The organism is Deltaproteobacteria bacterium, assembly GCA_023382265.1.
In the GTDB taxonomy this organism is placed as follows: domain Bacteria; phylum JAMCPX01; class JAMCPX01; order JAMCPX01; family JAMCPX01; genus JAMCPX01.
The window spans coordinates 23,927-48,086 of record JAMCPX010000008.1; the positions used below are offsets into that span (position 1 = coordinate 23,927).

The following is a 24,160-nucleotide window of genomic DNA, read 5'->3' on the forward strand; positions in this document are numbered from 1 at the left end:
GGTAAAACACCTCTGTCCCTTTGATAAGATGGGATTGTTATTTTACAATAGCCGCTTTTTTAGCGGCACTTAAGACCAATAATCCTACGCTCAATAGAACGGCTGCTAACAGAGGAACTGCTCCGTAACCAAAAAATGATGCAAGCAACCCTCCTGCTAATGAACCAATGACACCTGCCAGGTTACTTACGGTGTTATAAATACCCATTGCCTCACCTTCGCCTATAGTACTTATAGAGGCTGTATAAGCCAGACTGCTCACGCTTAACGGCGACCATGCAAGTACAATAATACCGAATAGCAGTAGAGAAGGTATTCCCGGGTTCAGCGAAGGTATAAAAGGCAGTATCGCCATAAAGAGAAACGCTATAATCCTTATACCTATAGAAAAGCCAAATACCTTTTTCGCACCCATACGGTTTGAAAGCATTCCGGAAGGTGCATATAAGAATAAGCCCGTTGCCACTGCTGCAGCGAATGCAGCGGAAGACAGCCCTGGTGGAACATGATAAAAAGTTTTGTACAATACAGGGTATAAAGAAAAAACACCTGCAGCCCCTGTGTAAACCAGTAACCATGCAATCATAAAAATGCCGAATTCTGTTTTAAACATATTCTTCATACTCTTTAAAACCCTTATATTGATACTATGATGTGCCTTGTTAGGTCCACTTACGCTCCATTCTCCATGTTTTATCTCTTTTATCTTTACCTGTTTTATACTTGATATCGGTTCATCCGGGGTGTGGATTGTGAAAAAGGATACCATAATACCCATAATCGCCAACATGGACGATACAAAAAACCCGGCCAAGATATCCTTTGTAAAAAGTATGACAAGAACAAGACCCATTACCTGTCCAATGCCATAAAATGACTGCAGCCATCCAATGCGGTCATCCCATTCTGTTTCAGGATACTTTTCAACGATCAACAAATTAGCTACCGTAGAAACCCCTGAAATCCCTATACCCATGAGTATTGACAGGAATAACATCCATATTAACGAATGAGAAAATCTGAAGATACCAAGAGATATGCCGAGCAAAAACAGCCCGCCCATTATAATCGTTTTATGTAACCTATACTTATCGCATAGATAACCGGCGATAGACGCTGATATACCCCCAAGATAAAAACCGGCCATAATTATACCCACATTGCCGGCTCCTTTTGAACTAACGGCAAGAGGTAATAAAATGGGTACCAATCCAAGACTTACAATCCCAAGCAAGGCATAAACAATGTACCATGTGGATACCCATTTATACCATCTCTTTATATTCATGCAGATCTATACTTTAGTTATTCCTGAACCGATACCGTGTAATCTTTGCCTTCCCATCTGTTTTCTATTGACCAGTAGAAGGTAAATAAAATAACCTTGCCGGGCTCAAGGTATCTTGTCTCGAGATCCGTTACATACATGTCAAATCCCGTATCCTTCGATTCGGTATCGCGGGTTGTTTTCCACCTATCGGTGCTCCAGTGAACCATTACGGGTGATGCGGTTTCTATCCTTAAATTGAATCCTTTTTTAATTAACCTGCATTTATGATTGTGCTTCCATGACCATACAGTAGAACCCTGAGACTTGACTGCATATCTTGTATACACCTTTTGGCTCATATCAAAAACCATTTTGTCCTGAATAGAACGTAAAAGTTTTATGTATTCAGCATGCGCCCATACCAGGGGCATAGCTGACCCGGAGGGCCTTCCAAAAAACAGCTCTTTCTCCGCTATGTCCTTAGAATCCCATACCTGTTCTGAAATAAGCCCTGTTTCACTACTAAATTTTTCCATATCGGACAATAATTTTTTTGCCGCATCTATATTACCTTTCTGTAATTCATAGTGTGCCCGTTCACCTGTAAGAAGCGGCCAAAGTCTTCCTCTGCCTGTACCATTAAAAGGCGAACCATCCGTATGCTCACCATACCCATCATCGTTATACCTGTGCCATGATGTGCCATAAGGCGTATCGAGCTTGAGCATGGCGTCCACCGCCTTTAGTGTATTTAGGATATGAGGATCATCCGGTGCTCTTAAGCCGAATCTTACAAGCGCAAGAAAATCCGGGCTTACAATATGAACAGCGGGCTCTACATTATAACCGGCTGGTCTGTTCTTTATTGGAACAAATCCCTTTAAGGGTGAGCCGGCATCCGCAACATCCGGCGGAGCAATTCTCACATAATAGCCTTCTATGCCCAACCGCTTTGCCATGTTTGTGCCGGTTACATATATCCATCTTTCTATAGATGCATTCCACATATCTGCTGTTTCTCTCAAATATAGAGCCTTTTGATATTCCCCCTTTTCATCTGCAAAGTCGGATGCCACGATTAAAGCGGATATTTCTACTGCAAGGGTAAACGGTGAATACCCGGGATCCTCTTCCCACCTGTCCTGCTGCGTTACTGGCCCGTTATGCAAAATAAACTTCGCCGCTCTTTGTACCATCGGCCACGGATCTATATTGTTAAGCGCCTTTTCCCGTTTCAGCATGCCGGCGAGCAGTATAGGAAAGGCAGTTTCATCAAGCTGTATCCCATTCCAGAATGGTGTACCGTCTATCCACATATTCTGCGGCCAGTGGCCGTCCTGCTCCTGCGTAGCCATCAAGTAGAACAGGATTTCCCTTGCAGTATCCCGATCCCCTGCAGCTAAAAATCCGCCAGCTGTTTCTACGAGATCACGCGGCCAGACAAGATGGTAGCCGCTAATATCATCATCTCCCATCGCCTGTCCCCATGGGATAGATAACGATGCAAGGACAGCACCCATGGTATGCTTTGCTTCATGGGTTTTTAAAACGGATAAACTTGCGAGATACATATCTACCGGCTTTGCAAAACCCGCATGTTTTATGCCGTGCAGCCTGCTGTGATAATTACTCCAGCTCTCGATATATTCGATCCTGGCATTATCAAAACCTTTCAGTAAAGAAGATACAGCAGCCTGTCCAGACTCCGCAGTAGTCCTTCCAAATCCAATAGCAAGGACAAACTCTCCATTGTTTTTCTTCCAATCTACCTCGCCGATGAGTGCAACATTACCGTCCATTGCCGATGCATATTCCCATTCCATGCTTTTGTGCCTGTACACATCCTGCCATCCATCCGAGAAACCGACATAACCGGCAGAACGTTTTAAAAACCCGTTAGAGCATGCAAGCGAAATCGCAACGTTCTCATGATAAGCAAAAAGCATTTGTGCGCCTTTGTACTCACCTACAACGGCATTATTGCCGTATCCCATGTTTGATATATGAGGAGCAAGCAGCACATAAACATGATAATTTTTATTATCCAGAGGTTCAAAACGCGTACGCTGCAGCAAAGTGTTTCTTTCGGGATCTGTCAAAATCTCTTTGTACGTTTTAAATCTTGAATGTATGCATGAATTAACAAGGCTAAATGCAGGAACCCCGTCTTTAAGATATTTTATGTCGTTATAGGTATTCCTTTTTTCTTCTGAGAAAAAAGAATCACCGTCTGTAATAATGAGCCCTACATCCCTTGTGCATGCCTGATCAATGCGCGGATAATATATCTCATTTATTATACCATGACTTAATGTAAACCAGAGACTGCTGTTATTGCTCAGTGCCGTCCCAACGCCGCTCTTTGCACTTGAAGTCCACTTAGGGACAATCCCGGGTTTACCGGGCGCATCTTTCATTGCATCCACTCCACTGCGATTTTAATCTGATTTTGATCATCGTGAGATATCGCGTCTTTAATATTATTATAATCAATGCGTGATGTAATAATTTTATCAATTTCATTCTTATACGTCTTTTTAAATTTTAACAGATCATCAGCCGCCATTTGAAAATGTGCATGGCTTGCGTTAACACTGCCAATCAGCACCTGATTGTTCAAAACCAGGCTCCTTATAATCTCAGCACCGTCTATTCGTATTGGTCTGTTCCCTGAAGGAATTCCTGTTAAAACATAAATCCCGTTTATGCCGAGAGTATCAAGCAGATTAAACTCAAGTGAAGAAATGCCTGTTGCTTCAAAGATCATATCCATCTTGCCTACGTTTTTCTGAATCTGTACTGGAGTATTTACTCTGCCATCAATGTATTTACCGCCTATACTTTCGAGCAGCATTGCCCTTATACTATGTTTATCCACTATATCAAGGCCGTACACGTTAGCACCCTTTAAACACAGGATAAAACTTGCAAGCAAGCCTATGGGACCAAGTCCGGCCACCAGGACATTTTTCCCCCCTATGACATTCTCCTTGCTGTTGTAATAAGGAAGACGTGCACTCTGTATCTTGATCGCTTCATCTATTGCTTTTTCGGCTACAGATAACGGCTCTATTAAAACACCCGTATCTTGAATCTCATCTGGTATTTTAACCGCGTATTGCTCTTTATCCACAACAAATTCTGTCTGATAACCGTCTCTACCCCAGATGCCGCGTTCCGTATAATCACCCGTAGTGCACATGTCCGGCCTGTTCATATTACAGCTTACGCAATGTCCGCAGCCCCGTCTTACCGTAAAAACGGTGTAATCGCCTTTTTTAAATTTTTTAACGGCAGTGCCTACATCCTCAACAACACCAAACATCTCATGGCCTATAACGAGATTCTGTTCGTCCTGGGACAGCTTGAATCTGTTACCCTTTATCTCTTCTTTATCGGTTCCGCATATGCCAACGAGCATAATCCTTACCTTTATATCATCCGGTGCCTGTATAACCGGCTCCTGTCTATCTACTATAATCATACCCGGATTACCCGGTGTAACAGCAATTGCTTTCATAAGCACCTCTCATTAAAAAGTTCATTGAATCTATAATAATACAACATGAAGCATTTTTAAAGCAGAAGCCGCAACAAAATGTCATTCCACCGCAACAATCGGATTAATCTGTTCTCAAATACATATGCCTAAAGCGTATCAGCGAAAAGAAAAGCTTGTCCTATTCAGTAGAGCGGTACCGTTTTGAAAATGTTTTTAATAGCGGATGTCTTAAAAACCAAAAATAACTTGACAACATGTAAGTAAGTGATTATATATAGAGCTATGAAAAGACAGACGACTGAGATCCGACAGGGACAGATTAAAAAGGCGGTCCTCGATATTATCTTCAAGGACGGATTGGATCAGTTATCAACAAGGAACCTGGCCCAAAGGGTCGGCATAACAGAAGGTGCGATATTCCGCCATTTTAAAACCAAACGAGATATAATGCTGAGCATTATGCAGGATGTAAAGTCCAACCTTATTGGTGAATTGAGGCGGATTACACTGAGTGCCGAAGGATCAGAAAAAAGGTTGTCCTCCTTTCTTTGCATGCATGTTAACTATCTTCTTGAAAACAAAGGCATTACAATTCTTCTCTTTTCAGAGGCCGCACACATGAACGATAATGAACTGAAGAGTAACCTACATGAGATTCTTTCAGAGCAGAAGTCGCTGATCAGCAAGATCATAAAGGATGGGATGGCGGAAGGTTTCTGGAACAAGAAACTCGATGTGGATGATATTGCAACTATCTACATGGGTATTCCCATAACCCTTAATATCGAGCTTATTTTAAACCCGGATATGTTCAACATAAACAACTTCTGCAAAAGAATGTTCTTTTTGATGCAGCGCATGATGTCGAAATAGATTTTATGAAAACACTTAAAAAAATTTAATGAACTAAATTGTAAGTAAGTGATTACACATATAGGAGAAAAAATGATGTACAGAAAAAACATGCATTTCAGGATTAAGGTGGGATCATGCTGTTAAAAAAATCATATATAACATTTTTATTTGTGCCATTCACTGTATTACTACTCTGTGCTACTGTAATGTCTGGTGATGTCTATACGCTTGATTCAGCCATAAAAGAGGCCATCCAAAACAATTATTTGATTCAGAGTACTGTGGATCAGATCAAGGCGGCTGAGGCACAGAAGCGCGGTGCCACTGCAAGTATGTTACCGGAGCTTTCATTCGATTACAGTGCTATAGGTTTAAAGAATCAACCTTATCTCAGCATACCTCACAGGCCCTTGCCGGTTTTTAACGCAGGTAAACCCAATGGAGCTTATGTCTATCTCCCGCCACGCATGTATATGAACGGGACCGCCCTCATAAACTGGGAGATTGAGTTGAAGCAGCCGATCTTTACCGGGTTTGCACTCATTAACGAAAGGAAGCTTGCGGAGCTAGGCATAAATATAACGAAGGTGCAGCGCGAAGAGGCTATTTTGAACATCGAGGAAGAGGTAAAGATTGCGTACTTCAATGTTCTTCGAGCACAGAAACAAGTGCAGGTTGCCGATGAGCGGGTAGAACAACTGACATCACACGAGTACGAGGCACAGCATTTTTATCACAGAGGTATCGTAGCGTACAATGACCTGTTAAAATCACAGGTGGCATTGGCGGACGCAGTTCAATACAAGACTCAGGCAGGAGCCAATCTGGATATTGCCAGAGCAAACTTTAACACGATTTTGAATAGAGACTTAGCAAAAAATTTACAGTTGGAAAATATTACATCGGTAACTTTTTCGGACTATGATCCGGCATCCTTGACGGATGAAGCACTGCAGGACAGACCTGAGCTCAAGGCACTGGGTATACGGGTAAAACAGGCGGATACACACGTCAAGCTTGCAGAAAGTGAATATTATCCGCATATCTTTGCCTTTGCCGCATATACACAGGCCGGTCAGGATGGGCTTGCAGCAAGAAATGAATTCCAGAATCAATATAATCAGATGGTGGGGATTGGTATCAAATGGACGATATTTAACTGGTTAAAAACAACCAATAATGCCCAACAGGCAAATTATACGAAATCGGCAATAAAGAACCAGCTTAATTCTTTTATGAATGCGGTAAAACTTCAGGTTAAAAGTGACATCATAGAACTGAATACCGCTGCTGAGGATATAAGCACCTCTCAGACAGCACTTGAGCAGGCAAAAGAAAACTACCGCATAACAAACCTTCAGTACGGGCAGCAACTGGTTACATCCACAGAGGTTTTAGACGCACAAACGTATCTTACACAGGCTGAACTCAATTATTACAATGCACTGTATGGTTATGAAATAAGCCTGGCAAAACTGGAAAGGAGCATAGGGAGGAATGACTATGGAAAATAAAAACTTAGAAAATAACTCAAAAGAACCTGCTAAAAAACCGAAAAATAAGTTTAAAAGAAGAGTAATATTTATAGTCTCTGCAATAGTGGTTCTGATAGGCTTGATAGCGGAGATTCCCAATATAAGGTTCATGTTTACACATGTGGATACGGATGACGCCTTTGTAGAGGGGAGCAGTGCCATTGTTCCAGTAGCACCACAGGTAAAAGGTCAGGTTGTTAAGGTCTTCGTTCACGACAATCAATATGTTAAGATCGGGGATCCGTTATTCACTATTGATTCGTCCGATTACTCTGAGGATACAAACAGGGCGGATGCCCAGTACCGGGCAAATAAAAACGAACTGAAGCAAATATCTTTATCCATTGTGATTCAAAAAGAAATACTGGTGAAAGCAGGCTATGAATTAAAGGCTGATTCTGCAATGAATAAATTGAACAAAGAAAACGCAGAGAGATACTCCAATCTATGGAAGGATAATGCGGTATCCAGACTTTCTTATGATGAGATGAAAACCAGGTATGAGGTCAGTTCGGCAAAAGTGAATGTGGATCGGACGAACATAGTCCAGATCCAGACAAGCATTAGAAATTTAAAACAAGAATTGAAAACTAAGATGTTTGTCACACAGGCATTGAAAGCCGGATATAAATTGGCCGTTATAAATTTACAGAGGACTACCGTATATGCCCCATGTGATGGTTATGTTACGAAAAAGAATGTCAATAAAGGTGCTTATGTTATGCCGGGTATTCCCTACCTCGCTATTGTGAATCTTGATAATGTATGGATCGCAGCAAATTTTAAAGAGACTGATATTCATAAGATAAAGATCGGAGCGCCGGTTACTATCAAGGTTGATGCGTATCCGGGAAAGATATTTAAGGGACATGTTGCAAGCTTCCAATCCGGCAGCGGTTCCGCCTTCAGTCTGCTGCCGCCGGAGAACGCAACTGGCAACTTTATCAAGGTGGTCCAAAGAGTTCCTGTGAAAATTCTTCTTGATAAAGCCTCTTATTCAGATACACCGCTTTATCCGGGTTTGTCGGTTTACCCATATGTACTGATAGAACATTGATAAGGAAATAAAATGACTAAAACCAATAAATGGCTTGTAACCTTAGCGGTTATACCGAGTACAACCCTTTTCAGTATAGATATGAGCGTTGTCAACGTTGCATTACCCTACATCAAAGGGTCCATGTCGGCGTCTATCGAAGAGATAACATGGGTAATAACCGGTTATATGTTGTCCGGCGTGATATTGATGCCTCTGGTCGGTTTTTTCAGTTCCGTTTTCGGAAGAAAAAACTATTATATACTTTCGGTCCTTCTGTTCACGGTCAGTTCGTTACTGTGCGGCATTGCATGGGACCTGCCTTCCATTGTCGTGTTCCGGCTTTTGCAGGGCATGGGCGGGGGTGCGTTGATCCCCCTTGCGCAGGCAATTCTTGCGGAGACGTTCCCCCGGGAAGAGCAGGGCATAGCAATGGCTATATTCAGCCTTGCCATTGTGCTTGGCCCGGCAATAGGGCCTTATCTTGGCGGCTGGATCGTTACCAACTATTCATGGCCATGGGTCTTCTTTGTTAATCTGCCTATCGGTCTGCTCAACCTTGTTCTGCTGTACATGTTTATCGAGGATCCCCCATTTATTCAGAAGCTAAAGGGAGGCGTGGATTGGTGGGGTATCATCTTTCTGACCATTGGACTGGGTGCAATGCAGATCGTCTTAACGGATGGAGAATATAAGGACTGGTTTTCCTCAAACTATATCGTAACATTAACAATCATTTCAGCACTTGCCATAACCCTTTTCACTGTAAAAGAACTTTTTTCGGAATACCCAGCGGTTAATTTAAAAATTTTAAAAGATATAAACCTCTCCGCAAACTCCTTCCTCTCAATGGTTTTTAGTCTGGGCATGTTTGGCAGCCTTTTTCTTTTACCCATGTTTCTACAGAATATAATGGGGTATTCAGCCTATGACGCAGGTCTGGCAATAATGTCACGTGGACTTGCAATGGCTTTCGCAATGCCACTGGCCGGGAGGCTATTCAATAAACTAGGGCCAAAACTTCTGGTCGGTACCGGATTTGTATTGGCAATAATCTCATCTATACAGCTCGGAAGCCTTAGCCTGGACATGGGGTTCTGGGAAATATTCTGGCCGCAGTTTATTCAAGGTATAGGTTTTGGTTTCATTATTGTCTCATTGAATGTGTCTTCACTGTCAACGATAGAAAATAGATTTAAAACGGATGCATCTGGGTTGTATAACTTAATCAGGCAGGTAGCAGGCTCCATCGGAATCGCCATGCTTGCCACAATGATGGACAATAATGTTCAACTTAATCACGAGGTGCTCGGGAGAAATGTGAGCGTTTATAATACCCCGAGCCTCATGCTTTTGAAGCACGCCGCTGCGATAACGCATTCTCCAGTTGTGTATCTTCCAACTAAAAAGGCTTTGACTTTAATTAACGGACTTATAACAAAACAGGCGTTCATGATTGCATCCAACCATGCATTTTTGTTTATGGCACTTGCTTTTCTTATAACACTGCCGGTTGTATTTGTATTAAAAGGTATCAAAGCCTCAAAGAACTCATCTGATAAAAATGTAAGCCCGACGATGGAAATATAAGTAAGTACAGGATAATGTAAGATCGTAGACATCATCAAATCAGCAGTAGGTTGATATATTGTCCGGGTTAACTTCCTCAAAATTATATGTTAATATGTAGTTAATGAAAAAACTATTTGTAACAGGTACGGACACAGCCGTTGGGAAAACGTACACGATTTTAGGAATACTAAATACAGCTGCGGGTCTTGGTTATAAAACCGTAGCAATGAAACCTTTTGAGACTGGTTGCAGGATCCGTAATAAAATGCTCGTTCCACACGATGCTGCATTAATAAAAAAGGCCATAGGCATTGGCGATCTTGACGCAATAAATCCGTACAGATTTGTTGCACCTGTCGCACCCTACGTTGCTGCAAAAATCGAAAAAAAAAGAATAAAATTAAACGTTGTCTTTGATACATATAAACATCTGATAAAAGGGCATCATCTCATAGTTGTAGAAGGTGCAGGCGGCTTGCTTGTGCCTATAACCAGGGATTTTTTTTATGCGGATCTTGCGAAGACACTTTCTTTACCAATACTTGTTGTCGCAGCAAATAAACTTGGTGTAATCAACCACACGCTGCTCACGGTTAGTTATATCATGGAAAACAAACTTAAACTCACCGGTGTGGTATTAAACGATATTGATCAGAAAAACGATCCTGCAAAAAAAACAAACCCAAAAATATTAAAAGAACTGCTTGGTAATAAATTCATAGGAGAAATACGGTTCGGCAGGTTTGAAAAAAACGTGGATCTGTTCAAAAAAATATTAAATCTGCTGTAGCTTTGTTTCAAAACAAAAAATTTTGAATTGCCAACCGATCGCCCTCCACGTTTAACCCAAAAATGCATTTGAAAAATAGGAGGTTTGCGAAATGAGAGATAAGTATCTTTTTCTATGCGCATTATTTAGAGGCATCATTCTAATCCCTGAATGACATCTTGAGTTCGTACATACCGCCTTCCGATTTCTTTTCTATATTGAACCCTGCATTCTCCAGCAGATGGAGCATGTGTTTGTTTTCCATAAGAAGAGCGGCTGTAAAACCGTGAAGCCCATTTTTCTTTGCAATATAGGTTATATAAGAAAGCAGCTCAGTGCCTATTCCGTGATTCTGATAATCATCCCTTACAACAAATGCAACCTCGGCGGTATGCCTTGTTGTATCTATAAGATACTGTGCCATGCCAATGATCATCTCCTTTTCTTCTTTCCCGGTTATTGCAAGTATTATCATTTCTTTTGTGTAATCGATCGCCACAAACTGCTGCAATCTGTTGTGGGGCATGTCTGTCCTGGTTGAGATAAAACGACGGTACATAGAATCGTCTGAAAGTGCGTAGAAAAAATCCTTTAACAGAGGCTCGTCGCTGATTTTTACAGGACGTAATAAAATCTCAAATTCTCTGTTCGTTGTTCTGTACGTTTCAAGTGCCTCGGGATATTCACCTTTTATACCCTTGATAAAGGTTTGATCCCTGTATATAAGATTATTTGCCTTTGCCGCCTCTATAAGCCATCCTCTGAAGCTTGGATGCGCTATTGATATTAAGTCCATTGCACGTTCTCTCAGGTTCTTGCCGTGCAGATATGCTATGCCGTACTCTGTTACTACATAGTGTATGTCACCCGGCGTTAATGTTATCTTCGCCCCCTCGCTCAGAAATGGGACGATACGGGAAACTCCTCCGTTTTTCGCTGTTGACTGCAGCACAAGTATGGTTTTACCGCCCTGCGATAATATCGCTCCGCGCATAAAATCAGCCTGCCCACCGATTCCGCTGTAAAATGATCTGCCTATTGTCTCTGCCGTCGCCTGTCCTGAAAGATCGATCTCGAGTGCACTATTTATGGCCGTCATGTTCTTCTGACGGGCAATCAAAGCGGGATTATTCGTATAATTTACAGGGCGGAATTCTATTGCCGGATTATCATGCAGGAATTCATAAGTTTCTTTTTTCCCCATACAGAAAGCTGCCACTGTTTTCCAGCGGTTGAGTTCTTTTTTACTGTTATCTATTACTCCCTTTTTCATAAGAGATACAATACCGTCGGATAAAAGTTCCGTATGAACACCGATGTTTTTTTTGTTTGAGAGCTGGCATAGGATCGCATTCGGTAAACTTCCATATCCAACCTGGATAGTATCTCCGTCCTGTACGATCTGAGAAACGTATGTACCAATCCTGTTCGCAATATCATTGGGGACATTGAAGCCGAACTCAAGCAAAGGTTCATTGTAAGGTATTATAAAGTTTATATCCTTCGCATGTATAAACGTTTCTCCAAGAACCCTTGGCATATAACTGTTGACCTGTGCAACAACCATATATGCGTTCTCCACAGCAGATTTAACAATGTCAACACTTATGCCCAGACTAAAATATCCATGCTCATCCGGCATGGAAGTTTGTATAAAAGCCATGTCTATAGGTATGAATTTTTTACGAAACAGCTCGGGAACCTGCCACAGAAACACAGGTGAATAATCTGCTATGCCTTTGTTGATCGTATCCCTGGTATTTGCACCTATGAAGAAAAAGTTGTGACGAAAATTGTCCTTGAATTTCTCGTCAAGATACGGGGTAACGCCAAGGGTCCAGACCTGGAGCAGCTCCGCATCCACAAAGCTTTTGGGATGTGATTGAACATAATTTATCAAAGCGCCTACAAGATACTGAGGCTCCCCGCAGCCTGTACCGATAAATATTCTGTTGCCCGGGTGTATCTGACCGAACACCCTGCTCTCTGAAACAAATTTATCGGGATAACGCTTTTTGAGACTGTCCAAATTATTATCCGTCATTTTCTAAGCCCCCATCTCTTTCTTTTTTCCCACAATGCCTTTCTCGTTATACCAAGCATGTCTGCAAGCTGTGTTTCATTGTAGCTGTCCTGATATTTAACAATAAAAGCCTTTGTATAATCCTCGATAGATAATTTATTGGATATTGCATCATTAATTGGAGAATCCCCTGATCTGATATTCTCCGGCAGATGTTCCGGCTTTATGGTGCCGTCTTCTGTTATGAGGATTGACCTTTCCATAACGTTTTGAAGCTCCCTTACATTACCATTCCAGTAATAGGATTTTAAATAATCCATAGTCCTTTCATCTATACCGGTAATAGGTTTACCAAGTTCTTTTGAATACTTGTTAACAATGTACTTTACAAGAGGTTCTATATCTTCCCTTCTCTCTCTGAGCGGCGGAAGTTTTATTGTGATAACATTTATTCTGTAAAAAAGATCAGCCCTGAATGTGCCTTCCTTTACCATACTTTCTATATCTCTATTTGTGGCAAAAAGAAACCTTACATCGATCTTTATACTCTGTGTACTGCCTACAGGCCTTATATCGCGATCTTCAAGAACCCTTAACAGCTTTGACTGCAATCCAATACCAATATCACCTATTTCATCAAGGAACACCGTCCCTTTGTCCGCCTGGACAAATAGTCCGTTCTTGGAATTTAATGCCCCTGTAAAAGCACCCTTAACGTATCCAAACAGCTCCGATTCAAGAAGGTTTTCAGGAATTGCGCTGCAGTTTATAGGTACAAACGGGTTATCCGCCCTCCTTCCGTTGAAGTGCATTGCCCTTGCTATAAGTTCCTTGCCGGTACCGGTTTCCCCGAGAATCAAGACGTTACTCTTTGTATCCGCAACCTTCTTTATATGATTTATTACATCATTCATTAAAGAGCTGCTGGCAATTATGTCTGTAAAGGCATACTGCCTCTCTATCTGTTTCTTTAGTATCATATTTTCACTTTGAAGTGTATGCTGCTTTACGGCATTCTTTACCGTTTGTTTTATCTCTTCGTGGATTATTGGTTTTACAATATAATCGTATGCTCCAAGCCTGATCGCCCTGATGGCCGTATCTATGGACGCATAAGCAGTTATAATGATAACTATCTGTTCGGGCAGCCTTTCTTTTATCTGTTTGAGTAAATCTATACCGTCGATGCCCGGCAGTATAATATCTGTTATAACAACATGATAAACATTCATGTTGAGCATCTCGAGGGCGGATTCCGCACTATTAGTAACATCCACATCGTAGCCTTCTTTTGAGAATACTCTCTGTATGGACTCGCTAAGGGTCTGTTCATCATCAACAATAAGTAATCTTTCTGCCATTGCTTAACCTGCTTTAATATTATCTCTTATGGGAAGCGTTATAACAAATACCGTTCCCTCACCTTTTTTACTGTTAACCGAAATGTTACCATTATATTCTTTTATAATATTATAGCATATATTTAATCCCAATCCTGTACCTCTGCTTAATGGCTTTGTTGTAAAAAAAGGATCGAATATTTTGTCTACAACAGATGGATCAATACCTGTACCTGTATCCCTGAACCGTATTTCAACAAAACCATCATTTACCGTCGTACTAATATCAAGCCTTCCACCTCCAGGCATGGCATCAAGTGCATTTAGAATAAGGTTTAAAAAAACTTGCTGCATTTGATCCGCATTGACAAGTAACTCGGGAATGCCATCGGCATATTTGTTGAACTCTATGTGCTTAAATCTTTTATCGTATTTTACCAGACTAATAGTGCGATCAATTATTTCTGATATATTAGAAACCGTTTTACCAGATGAATATACTCTTGCGAAATCTCCGAGACTCCTGACTATTTTGGCTATCCTTTCTATATGATTGTTTATTGTATTCAATGACTCAACTGTAAATGATATATCCTTCCTGGTATTAAACCTCAATATCCTCAGCTCCTGAACGAGGGAAAAAATGGATGCAAGAGGATTACCTATTTCATGGGCAATACCAGCCGTTAATTTTCCTATGTTTGCTAACTTAGATGCCTGAAATAGCTGTTCCTCCATTTTCTTTTTCTCGGATATATCTTCAATAATGATAACAAAACCGCCAAGCGGGTCATTAAACAGGCTTGTTTTCACCCTAAATGTTTTCCCACCCTGATCTCTCAGGGTTAATTCGTTTTCTACGTTTTGCATGAAGACCCTGTTTGGGAGCCATGGCAGTAAGAGCAGTATAGATCTGCTCAGTGCTTCGGCTTTCTTAATGCCGCTTAATTGTTCCATCTCCCTGTTCCAGTAGTTTACCTTTAAAAACCCGTTCACCGTAATAATACCAACAAGTGCACTATCTATAATGTTCTCGCTGAACTTTTTAAGATACATCAATTCTCTGTTCCTCTCTGTGAGTTCCTGACGTGATGTCCTAAGGCTTCTTGTTATGTACTTAATGGATTCGGAGAGCTCCTCTCTTTCATTCTCTGTTAATACAAGCTTGTCCTCAAAGATGATCGACGACATGGGTATTCCTATTGCACTTGCAAGGACCATTTCTGCATCATTGCGCAGTTCAAAAAGTTCTCTCGGTGTGAGCTGCTCTCTGGTGGTATCCTTTCTGGTCAGAAAACGTTGAACAGCTTCGTATGCCTCTGAATGCCCTATATATTGTGCAAGCAGGTCTTCTATATCTGTTACATTATAAGAACTGCCAACGGTAAGCTCCTTTATTTTTTCATACGACTCAACGAATACGAGTGCCTGTATCTCTTCCTCTTTTGATCTTTTTGTAAACACTGATACCCCGATATAAAGCATTACATTAAACAACATACTCCATACGAGCGGGCCTGCCCATCTGCCAAGTCCATGTACACCGAACATCGTATCCGGATTTAATAACTTTGAGTCCATCATACGCCCGACTACACCGGTACGGGATATTATACCTGCTTTAACCATACCTGGCATCATAAGCATATAGAACCACACTAAAAAACCTGCGATGAGCCCTGTTAAGGCGCCAGCCTTGTTTCCCCTTCTCCAGTAAAGCCCGAGAAAGAATGCAGGTGCGAAAAGGGATACGGCCTCGAACGACCTTAACCCTATATCTACGAGGCTATAAAACTCACCGATGTATGCGGCAAAAAGGTAGCCTAAAAATATGATCATAAGGATTACCAGTCTTTTTATGTTGAGCACCCAATCATGGAACTGAGGCATGTTATGAAAGTTTACGAGACCGGGCATGACAATACTGTTCATGATCATAGTACTGAGTGCGATGGACGATACGATCATCATGCTCATCGCAGCAGAGAATCCTCCGATAAAGGCGAACAAGGAGAGAAAATGACTGCCATACTTTAATGGCAGAGTAAGGACAAAGTAATCAGCCCTATGTTCTGTCACGCCTTTAAGCAACCCTGCAAATGCAATGGGTAATACAAATATGTTAATCAAAAAAAGATAAAGAGGAAAAAGCCACATAGCCTTTGTAATATGCGATTCGTCATAATTCTCCACAACGGACATTTGGAATTGCCTCGGCAGGAATACGATTGCCATCATGGACAGAAAATTAAGGGCAAACCACTCGCCGTAGCTCGTTCCTGAACCATTACCGATTAAAAGAAGTTTTGAATATCCTGCATGCTTGATCTGTGAAAAGATATCGCCGAATCCATGAAACAAAAAATAGGTTACAAAGATACCTACCGATATAAATGCAATCAATTTAATAATGGATTCAAATGCTATAGCAAAAACAATACCACTGTGCCTTTCTGATGAATCAAGATGTCTTGCACCAAAGATAATGGCGAATATACTCACTCCAAATGTAATGCCCAGACCAACGATACCTGTGCTCGTCGATTCACCTGTTATAATGGTAAAGGTGCTCATTATGGCATTGATCTGCAGACCAAGATAAGGAATAACCCCTATAACTGCTATAATGGTAACCACAGCGGAAAGTGTGAGAGATTTTCCGTACCTTGAACCTATGAAATCCGATATAGTTGTAATCCTATTTGCTTTCGTGATCCTGATAACCTTCTTCAGCACAACGGGCCAGAGCACAGCCATAAGGGTTGGACCTATGTAAATAGTCAGGAATGCAAGCCCTGAAGTAGCCGCCTTTCCAACACTTCCATAAAACGTCCATGAACTGCAGTATACTGCAAGAGATAACGAGTAAATGTACGGATTGTTTACTATGCTGCTGCCTGCTTTTTCTTTTCTCTCGGCATGGTATGCTATGATAAAAAGTATTACCAGATAAGCCAGTGCGATAAAAAGGAGATATACGGAGTGGATATTCATCTTTGTCCTTAACTTATACGCAATATCAATGCAACAATGCCTATAAATAACGCCCAGAATATGAAAAGATACATACTAACCCATGTTTGCACAATCTCAATAACAGGCCAGCTAAAGCCCAATAATCCAACTAAGAATATGAATATCCAGAGATCTCTACCCTTCATATAATACACAACCCCTTTTTACATAATCAGTTTAACCCTCTAACCCCGGATTTGCAATAATTGAATTTATGAGTTTCTCCATTCTGTTTCGCTTCATTCATGATGCCGTCGAGCGAGTTCCGTGGATACAGGAACAGACTGTTTGTGACTGGGGATAATATGATAATTCGTAAATTTTTATAAAAAAGGACATAGTATAAAACCATGTCCTTTCCAACCTGTTTTACTTTTAAAAGAGTATTTGAAATTGCACTGTAGCTATATCCTGACCATGTGTGTCCACACCGGCGATCTTGCTGCTTTCACTGTCAACCAAATACTCTGCTTTTATATTTGCCTCGTGTTCTTTTATCCAGTAATTCACGCCAAAGTGGTATCTTGTAAAATTAAGATATGTACCGCTGGCGGGTGTCTGTGAACTTGTAAAACTGTCAATCTTGATAACAGGCTCAAGCCTTCCCCATCCTATAACCCATGGAAACAGGTAACCCAGTTCTACATAATAAGCTGTCCCATCGTCATAATTAAGGTTATCATAATTATATCTCAGGTATGCTGCCTGTGCTGTAATGACCCCGCTGTCTATGGAGGGATAGGCAATAGGATAATCAAGGAACACATCCACATCGTAGGCGCTGTAATTACCGACCTTTGTAAAATTAACGTTGCTTGGGTCATCAGATATTGAATTTGGTTCTTCATCATAACTTGCACCGACCGAAAGAATCTTCTTTGCGCCCAGGTATGTGCCGGCATAGAAAAAACCAAGTACATCATCCGTGTCAAACACATTGTACTGTACCCTTCCGGTAAACCTCTTACTGTCACTCGGATTTAATACTGCCGCGGGTTCACCTGTGGTGGTTGTTGTTACCCTGGAGGTCTGCGCATCTACACCGTTCGATACAAGTGCTATGTAATTCAGGTGTCCATTGATCAGAAAACCGCTCAGTTCAGCACCAAAAACCCTTCCCACTACACTGCCGTTTACCGGGTACCTTCCGAATACAGAAGATATGTCATAATCCACCGGGAGCAATGAACTCGCTGCCTGCCTGCCGTTATGAGAGAATGGGAGCAGCAGCATGCCAGTGTCAAGCTTTACATCATTCCTGTAAAGGTGCAGCGTGATGTAAGCATCCTGAATAAAGAAACTCGGATTGGTGTTACCCCTTTTGCCGTAATCCGGCTCATCGGTCTCGACAAAATAATTTACAAACGGTGTTACATTACCGAAAAGAAGAATCCTTGCCCTCCTGACAAAGAAGTCCCCTGCCCAGCCTTGCCTGTTATTAGTTGCGTCCTGTTCTGCCTGAGACTGTATCTGTAATAGGAACTTTACGGTAGTTGATGCGTCTTTACTTTCTGTAATTGTTACAGCGTATGAACTTCGTATACCACTAAACGCCAATAACAATGCAACTACGATTGTTAAAACCCATAAACCATGTTTCATATATCCTCCTTTATTATTTTTCTTCCCCGAAATGCTCAAGGTCTTCCGGTGCTTTTTCCTCGGTTACCTTGTCCTTGCCCTGAACAAGTACGCGGATCTTTTCGACAATATCTGCATTGGCAAGTGTGGTAACATCACCCACATTAAACCTGTTTGAAATGGCTGAAAGCACCCTGCGCATGATCTTACCAGAACGTGTCTTCGGCATGTCCGGCACTATGTATATGTTTTTAGGCCTTGCAATCTTGCCGATCACACTCTCAATGGTTGCCACTATTTTTTGTGCTATCTTTTCTCCCTGATTTTCATAACCTGGCTTTAAAGCTATATAAACAACAGGTACTCTTCCTTTCACCTCGTCCACCACCGGCACAACAGCTGCTTCTGCAACCTCAGGGACTGTCAGACAGGCTGATTCCAATTCCTTTGTTCCAAGACGGTGGCCTGCTACATTGATTACGTCGTCAATCCTGCCGAGTATCCTGAAATACCCGTCTTCAGCCTCCATGGCACCATCACCGGCAAAGTACGGCCAGTCTCTCCAATCCGTGCTGTTTTTATTCTTGCAGTACTTCTCGTAATAGGTTTTTACAAAACGATCCGGATCCCCCCATATTGTCTGGAAAATACCGGGCCATGGGTTCCTGATACAAATGTTCCCTGCCCTGCCCGAGCCCTTTTCGATCTCTTTGGCATTCTCGTCATAAATAACAGGGTATATGCCGGGCATGCCAGGGCCCGCACTGCCTGGTTTCATTGGTTTGATCGCCGGAATAGTACTGCATAAAAACCCGCCGTTCTCAGTCTGCCACCATGTGTCGACTATAGCGGCCTCTTTCTTTCCTACTTCATAGTAGTACCATCTCCAGACATCGGGCTCTATCGGTTCTCCAACGGTTGTCATGTGCTTGAAATGATAATTGTACTTAGCCGGCTCGTTCGGGCCTGCCTTCCTTAACATGCGTATGGATGTCGGTGCCGTATGAAAGATGTTTACGTTAAGACGCTCGGCGATCCTCCATGGCCGTCCGGCATCGGGATACGTCGGAACACCTTCGTACATAACGCTTGTTGCCGCAAGCGCAAGAGGTCCATACACGATGTACGAATGTCCGGTAATCCATCCTATATCCGCCATACACCAGTACACGTCTTCCGGATGAATATCCTGTATATATTTGGACGTTCCTGCTACGTACGAAAGATACCCTCCTGTGCTGTGCTGGGCACCCTTCGGCTTGCCTGTGGTGCCGCTTGTATACATGATAAACAGCGGTGCCTCCGCAGGCATTGATATCGGTTCCACCCGTGCGCCCTTGAATTCTTTAAGCAGATCGTCGATAAAGAAATCTCTGCCCTTTATCATGGGAGACTTCGATGCATATTGTCCTTTGTGTCTTCTCCATACGAGTACCTTGTCAACCTTCTGACCAAGTTCTTCTGCCCTTTTCACCGCTATGTCCGCATTAGCTTTATGATCTATAAGATTGCCGGACCGATAATAACCGTCTATTGTCACAAGAACCGTACTCTGTGAATCCTGAATCCTGTCACCGCATGCCTGTCCGCTGAAGCCACCGTACACCTCGGAATGGATGATACCTAGCCGTGCACTTGCAAGCATTGATATCGGCAATTCCGGCACCATGGGCAGGTGAAATGTTATTCTATCACCGGTTTTTAGGCCTGCAAAATCTCTCAGCAGTGCGGCAAATTCATTAACCCTTACAAAAAGCTCCTGATAGGTAATAACGGCATCCGATTCCTCTTCTGTCTCCGGTACCCAGATAAGAGCCGCTTTGTTTTTATACTTCTGAAGATGCCGGTCCACACAGTTATAACTCGCATTCAATTTGCCGCCTACAAACCATTTCCAGAATGGAGGGTTGCTTGTATCAAGGGTTGTATGCCAGTAGTGGTCCCACGTGAGCATGTCCGCATATTCTTTAAAACATTCTGGAAAATGCTTCTCGCTAAAACGTTCGTATATATCAGGATCTGCCATGTTTGCCTGGGCAACAAAGGTTGTAGGCGGATAGATAAGCTCTTCCTCCTTCCAGTGTACGGCAATCTCTGCCTCGCTAAATCCCCTTCCGTTCTGCTTGATTTCGTTTGCCATAGATTTATTATCCTCCTTTTTGGATGTTTTATTTTGTACTGCTCTTTTAACACTTCCAGCATGCTTAGCCGGCTTCATAAAAGACGTATGTCCTGCCTTGTACCTATTTAACAGGACCAACCGGCCATACTACGCTGCCATAAACTTCATTCAAAACCTGAGCAAGACCCGTATAAATTGCGGATAACCCGCAAATGATCCCTTCATACCCTGCTATTACATGGATTATCTTACTGCCGGTTGCATCACCGGCCGCAAGTAAGAAAAACAAAACGAACAATGTGAAAAATACGAATTGAAGAGCTTTGTTCAGTCTCAATGTTCCGATGTACATGACCAGCGTAAAAATACCCCATAGGATCAAATAAGCAACCATCCCGCCTGTATCCTGACCTCCAATCCAACCCCATTTTCCGAAGAAAATGAGCGCAACAAGGGTCAGCCAGAAAAGTCCGAAAGATGTAAATGCAGTGGCACCAAAGGTATTTTTTTTCTTCCATTCTTCAATACCTGCAATAACCTGGGCTATGCCCCCGTAGAAAACACCCATCGCCATGATCATGCTTCCAAGAGAAATGATCCCGGCATTCGCAAGATTCAAAAGTACTGTTGTCATGCCAAAACCCAATAAGCCCAATGGTGCCGGATTTCCTGTTGTGTCCTGAATTGCGGTTAAAACTACCTGTTTTTCTTCTGACATAAACTACCTCCTTTAAAAATATTATTTTTTTCTGATATCAATCATATTCCCCTAAACAGGAAATAAAGCATGATAAGTGCCAGAGTGTGATAGTTTATTTTAATTTATATTTTATAATAAGTTGCATGGGTATAAAGGATCTAATAGACATTTATAGTGTAACTTTAAGTAATCCATTAATATACTTTATTACTTTAGGTAACAACAATATAGAAAACCGGAAACAGCGGCCTCTGCTTTCAATGCAATTCACACATAACATGTTAGCTACGGAAATCAAAAGAATGCATTTCTGAGATTAGACAAAGGTTTGACTTAACAGGCTGTTGAAAAACTAAGTATTCTCAAAGCAATTTAATCCCTCAAATTGCGTTCTGTTAATATTTTGGGTTAACCGGCAAAATAATTCCGATAATCCAGTCATTTGAGGCCATCTCTTTGAGAGCCTTTTAACCACCACAAGCCGTGCATCAGTATATGTATACGATCGGTCAGTATCGTTTATTGTGGGTGCATGTCGAGGTTTACATGGGATATGCTTCGGGGAGGGAATTTTTAAGGGAAATATGCTCTGCCAGTGCTGCAAACCTCGAAAGTTTAGTAAAGGGTCATGTATCAAAAAGCTCTACAATTATAACTGATAGCTGGGTGAGTATAATGGCTTAAAAAGACTCGGATATAACCATAAACCCGTAAAATTAAATACTCCAGAGGACGCAAGCAAACAACTTCCGAAGATACATATTGCATTCGCAAATCTGAAAGCATGGATCACTGGTACATATAGGTTTGTATCGAAAAAGCATTTACAGAACCGGAAAAGCCGTACTATCCGAATCTTGTAAGGCGAACATCTATCGTTAAAACGGCGTTCTTAGGATCGGTCGTTTTTGTCAGTGGTTTAGTGTTGATCGGAGTTGTGCCAGATCTTATCAAAAAATATAGAACGGAGGTCAGGAAATGATTTACAGTATAAAAATAATAATATACCCTCTTAAAAATGAAGTCCGTTATAGCTATTTCTATCATTTATATTTTTATAGAAATAATACAAATAATGAAAAGTGAAAGTTCAGACAAGAGATTGCAAAATCAACGAACACAAAAGAAGCCATTGGACTGGATTCTTTTAAAATGACAACTTTCCTAAGTAGTATAAAAAGTCATGTGGAAAAAGGTGGATAGGTGTTATATTCTTTTTTAAGAGGAGTTTTTCAACAGCCTGTCAAAATGTGAAATAAAACAGACTCGATAAGTGTTAAATGCACAAATTAAAAAGGTAGTCGAATGCAAATGGAGAATAAGTCTATAATCATTATCGGCGGCGGGCTTGCCGGGCTTTCAGCAGGCTGTTATGCACTTATGAACGGATACGATGTGCAGATCTATGAACACGCTGCAATTCCAGGCGGTGTATGTACATCATGGAAAACCGGCAATTATCTGATTGATGGTTGCATACACTGGCTTGCTGGGCACAGACCAGGTGCATCTGTTTATGAGATATACAGAGAACTCGGCATTGTGGATACAGCAAAATTCCTTAATGTAAAATCGTATATAAATTTTGTTGATGCAAAAACGGGCAAACATTTTGAGCTTACCTCGGATTATGAAAATGTGAAAAGTCAGCTGATACGCATATCTCCCGAGGATAAAGGTACAATAGAAAAATTCCTTCAGGCGTGTCTTGTAATGGCTGAGCTGCAAATGCCCACAGGCGGTTCTTCTGAAAAGAAAAAACTGCTCTATAGACTGGCAGAACTCCGGAAGAAGGGAAAAATATTAAAATATTTCTTTAAGTACAATCTGTCGCTGAAGGATTATGCTAAAAAAATAAAAAATAAATGGGTTAAGGACATTATGGTAAACCTGTTCCTGCAGGATATGACTACATTATTCTCAATGCTGATGCTTGGATACCTCTTTAACAATCAGCTCGGCATGGTTGAGGGAGGGTCTATCAGGTTTGTCCTTCCAATAGAGAAACGGTTCAAGAAGCTCGGGGGTAAGATCACATACAATATGGCGGTAGATAAAATCCTCGTGGAGAACGATGCTGCTGTAGGCGTAAAGCTCTCCGATGGCTCTGTGCACAAATCAGATATTGTGATTTCCGCTGCGGATCTGCACTCAACGCTTTTTGATATGCTTGACGGGAAATATGTTGGAAAGAGATTTGAATACATGTTTAAAAACTGGAAGATGTTCAGCCCGCTTATGCTCATAAGTTTCGGAGTAACTGGTGATATAAAAAGGTATCCGCCCGTTAATGTTTTTTTCCTGAAAGAACCGTTTAAAATCGGGAATACCGGAATAGACAGGCTTCTTGTCCGTGATTACAGCTATGATAAAGTAATGAATCCTGGAGATAAAACGGTTATTCAGGCTGAGATTGAGACAGAGTATGATTATTGGATGGAGCTAAGAAAAAACAAAGAAGAATATTATAAGGAAAAAGATAATGTTGCTCAGAACATCCTTAATAAGCTTGAAGAATTTTATCCCGGCATAAAATCAAAGGTTGAGATGATCGATGTTGTAACGCCCTGCACATTCCTAAGATATACACGCAATTACAGGGGTGCGTTTGAGGGCTGGCTTATGACTGGTGAAACCCTTAGGATGCCTGTCCCTAAAACGCTGAATGGCTTGAAAAACTTCTATCTGACAGGACAGTGGGTGGAGCCCGGCGGAGGTGTGCCGACTGCAGTCGCCTCCGGCAGACGCATTATCAGAAATATTTGTTACGACGCTAAAAGGGAATTTGTAACAAAACTGCCTTAGGTCCTTTTCTTCTCCTTTAGTCCGGGAATGGCCTT

General features: G+C 41.6%; 16 protein-coding genes. 6 read left to right on the top strand and 10 right to left on the bottom strand.

Going from position 1 to position 24,160, the window contains the following annotated elements; all coding sequences use genetic code 11:
* Positions 1-37: 37 nt before the first annotated feature.
* The 3 genes from M1381_01470 to M1381_01480 are packed head-to-tail and all read right to left on the bottom strand — an operon-like array spanning position 38 to position 4,790.
* Positions 38-1,288, bottom strand: a complete 1,251-nt coding sequence (locus tag M1381_01470; GenBank protein ID MCL4477757.1) for an MFS transporter — start codon at positions 1,286-1,288, stop codon at positions 38-40.
* A 17-nt stretch (positions 1,289-1,305) separates the two neighbouring features.
* On the bottom strand, positions 1,306-3,687 hold the full coding sequence (locus M1381_01475) for a glucan 1,4-alpha-glucosidase (protein ID MCL4477758.1): 2,382 nt from the start codon (positions 3,685-3,687) through the stop codon (positions 1,306-1,308).
* Complete coding sequence (locus tag M1381_01480) at positions 3,684-4,790, bottom strand: glucose 1-dehydrogenase (GenBank protein ID MCL4477759.1); 1,107 nt, start codon at positions 4,788-4,790, stop codon at positions 3,684-3,686. The genes M1381_01475 and M1381_01480 overlap by 4 nt, the downstream gene beginning before the upstream one ends.
* A 264-nt stretch (positions 4,791-5,054) precedes the next feature.
* Between M1381_01480 and M1381_01485 the strand changes: the two genes are divergently transcribed.
* The 5 genes from M1381_01485 (at position 5,055) to bioD (ending at position 10,560) form a co-directional block, all read left to right on the top strand.
* Positions 5,055-5,645 (top strand): TetR/AcrR family transcriptional regulator, encoded by a 591-nt coding sequence (locus M1381_01485; GenBank protein MCL4477760.1) that lies wholly within the window; start codon positions 5,055-5,057, stop codon positions 5,643-5,645.
* Positions 5,646-5,761: 116 nt separating this feature from the next.
* A complete protein-coding gene (locus M1381_01490) occupies positions 5,762-7,141 on the top strand; it encodes a TolC family protein (protein MCL4477761.1) in 1,380 nt (459 codons plus the stop codon).
* Positions 7,131-8,219 (top strand): HlyD family secretion protein, encoded by a 1,089-nt coding sequence (locus tag M1381_01495; protein ID MCL4477762.1) that lies wholly within the window; start codon positions 7,131-7,133, stop codon positions 8,217-8,219. Before M1381_01490 ends, M1381_01495 begins: the two co-directional genes overlap by 11 nt.
* A 12-nt stretch (positions 8,220-8,231) precedes the next feature.
* Positions 8,232-9,788 (top strand): DHA2 family efflux MFS transporter permease subunit, encoded by a 1,557-nt coding sequence (locus M1381_01500; protein MCL4477763.1) that lies wholly within the window; start codon positions 8,232-8,234, stop codon positions 9,786-9,788.
* Positions 9,789-9,891: 103 nt separating this feature from the next.
* Positions 9,892-10,560: a dethiobiotin synthase gene (gene bioD, locus M1381_01505; GenBank protein MCL4477764.1), complete on the top strand. Its 669-nt coding sequence runs from the start codon at positions 9,892-9,894 to the stop codon at positions 10,558-10,560.
* A 139-nt stretch (positions 10,561-10,699) separates the two neighbouring features.
* Here bioD and M1381_01510 read toward each other — a convergent pair whose 3' ends face one another.
* The 7 genes from M1381_01510 to M1381_01540 all read right to left on the bottom strand — a co-directional run bounded on the left by M1381_01510 (position 10,700) and on the right by M1381_01540 (position 21,338).
* A complete protein-coding gene (locus M1381_01510; GenBank protein MCL4477765.1) occupies positions 10,700-12,583 on the bottom strand; it encodes a GNAT family N-acetyltransferase in 1,884 nt (627 codons plus the stop codon).
* Positions 12,580-13,923 carry a sigma-54 dependent transcriptional regulator gene (locus M1381_01515; protein ID MCL4477766.1) on the bottom strand — a complete coding sequence of 448 codons (1,344 nt, stop codon included), beginning with the start codon at positions 13,921-13,923 and terminating at the stop codon, positions 12,580-12,582. Before M1381_01515 ends, M1381_01510 begins: the two co-directional genes overlap by 4 nt.
* Before the next feature lie 3 nt (positions 13,924-13,926).
* Entirely contained in the window at positions 13,927-16,896 is a 2,970-nt protein-coding gene (locus M1381_01520; protein MCL4477767.1) for an ATP-binding protein, read from the bottom strand.
* An 8-nt stretch (positions 16,897-16,904) separates the two neighbouring features.
* Complete coding sequence (locus tag M1381_01525; GenBank protein ID MCL4477768.1) at positions 16,905-17,063, bottom strand: hypothetical protein; 159 nt, start codon at positions 17,061-17,063, stop codon at positions 16,905-16,907.
* A gap of 229 nt (positions 17,064-17,292) precedes the next feature.
* Positions 17,293-18,519: an OprO/OprP family phosphate-selective porin gene (locus M1381_01530; GenBank protein MCL4477769.1), complete on the bottom strand. Its 1,227-nt coding sequence runs from the start codon at positions 18,517-18,519 to the stop codon at positions 17,293-17,295.
* Between the two features lie 13 nt (positions 18,520-18,532).
* Positions 18,533-20,638 carry an acetate--CoA ligase gene (gene acs, locus M1381_01535; GenBank protein MCL4477770.1) on the bottom strand — a complete coding sequence of 702 codons (2,106 nt, stop codon included), beginning with the start codon at positions 20,636-20,638 and terminating at the stop codon, positions 18,533-18,535.
* A gap of 103 nt (positions 20,639-20,741) precedes the next feature.
* Complete coding sequence (locus M1381_01540) at positions 20,742-21,338, bottom strand: acetate uptake transporter (GenBank protein ID MCL4477771.1); 597 nt, start codon at positions 21,336-21,338, stop codon at positions 20,742-20,744.
* 1,293 nt (positions 21,339-22,631) lie between these two features.
* Between M1381_01540 and M1381_01545 the strand changes: the two genes are divergently transcribed.
* Positions 22,632-24,125 carry an NAD(P)/FAD-dependent oxidoreductase gene (locus M1381_01545; GenBank protein ID MCL4477772.1) on the top strand — a complete coding sequence of 498 codons (1,494 nt, stop codon included), beginning with the start codon at positions 22,632-22,634 and terminating at the stop codon, positions 24,123-24,125.
* Positions 24,126-24,160 lie beyond the last annotated feature (35 nt).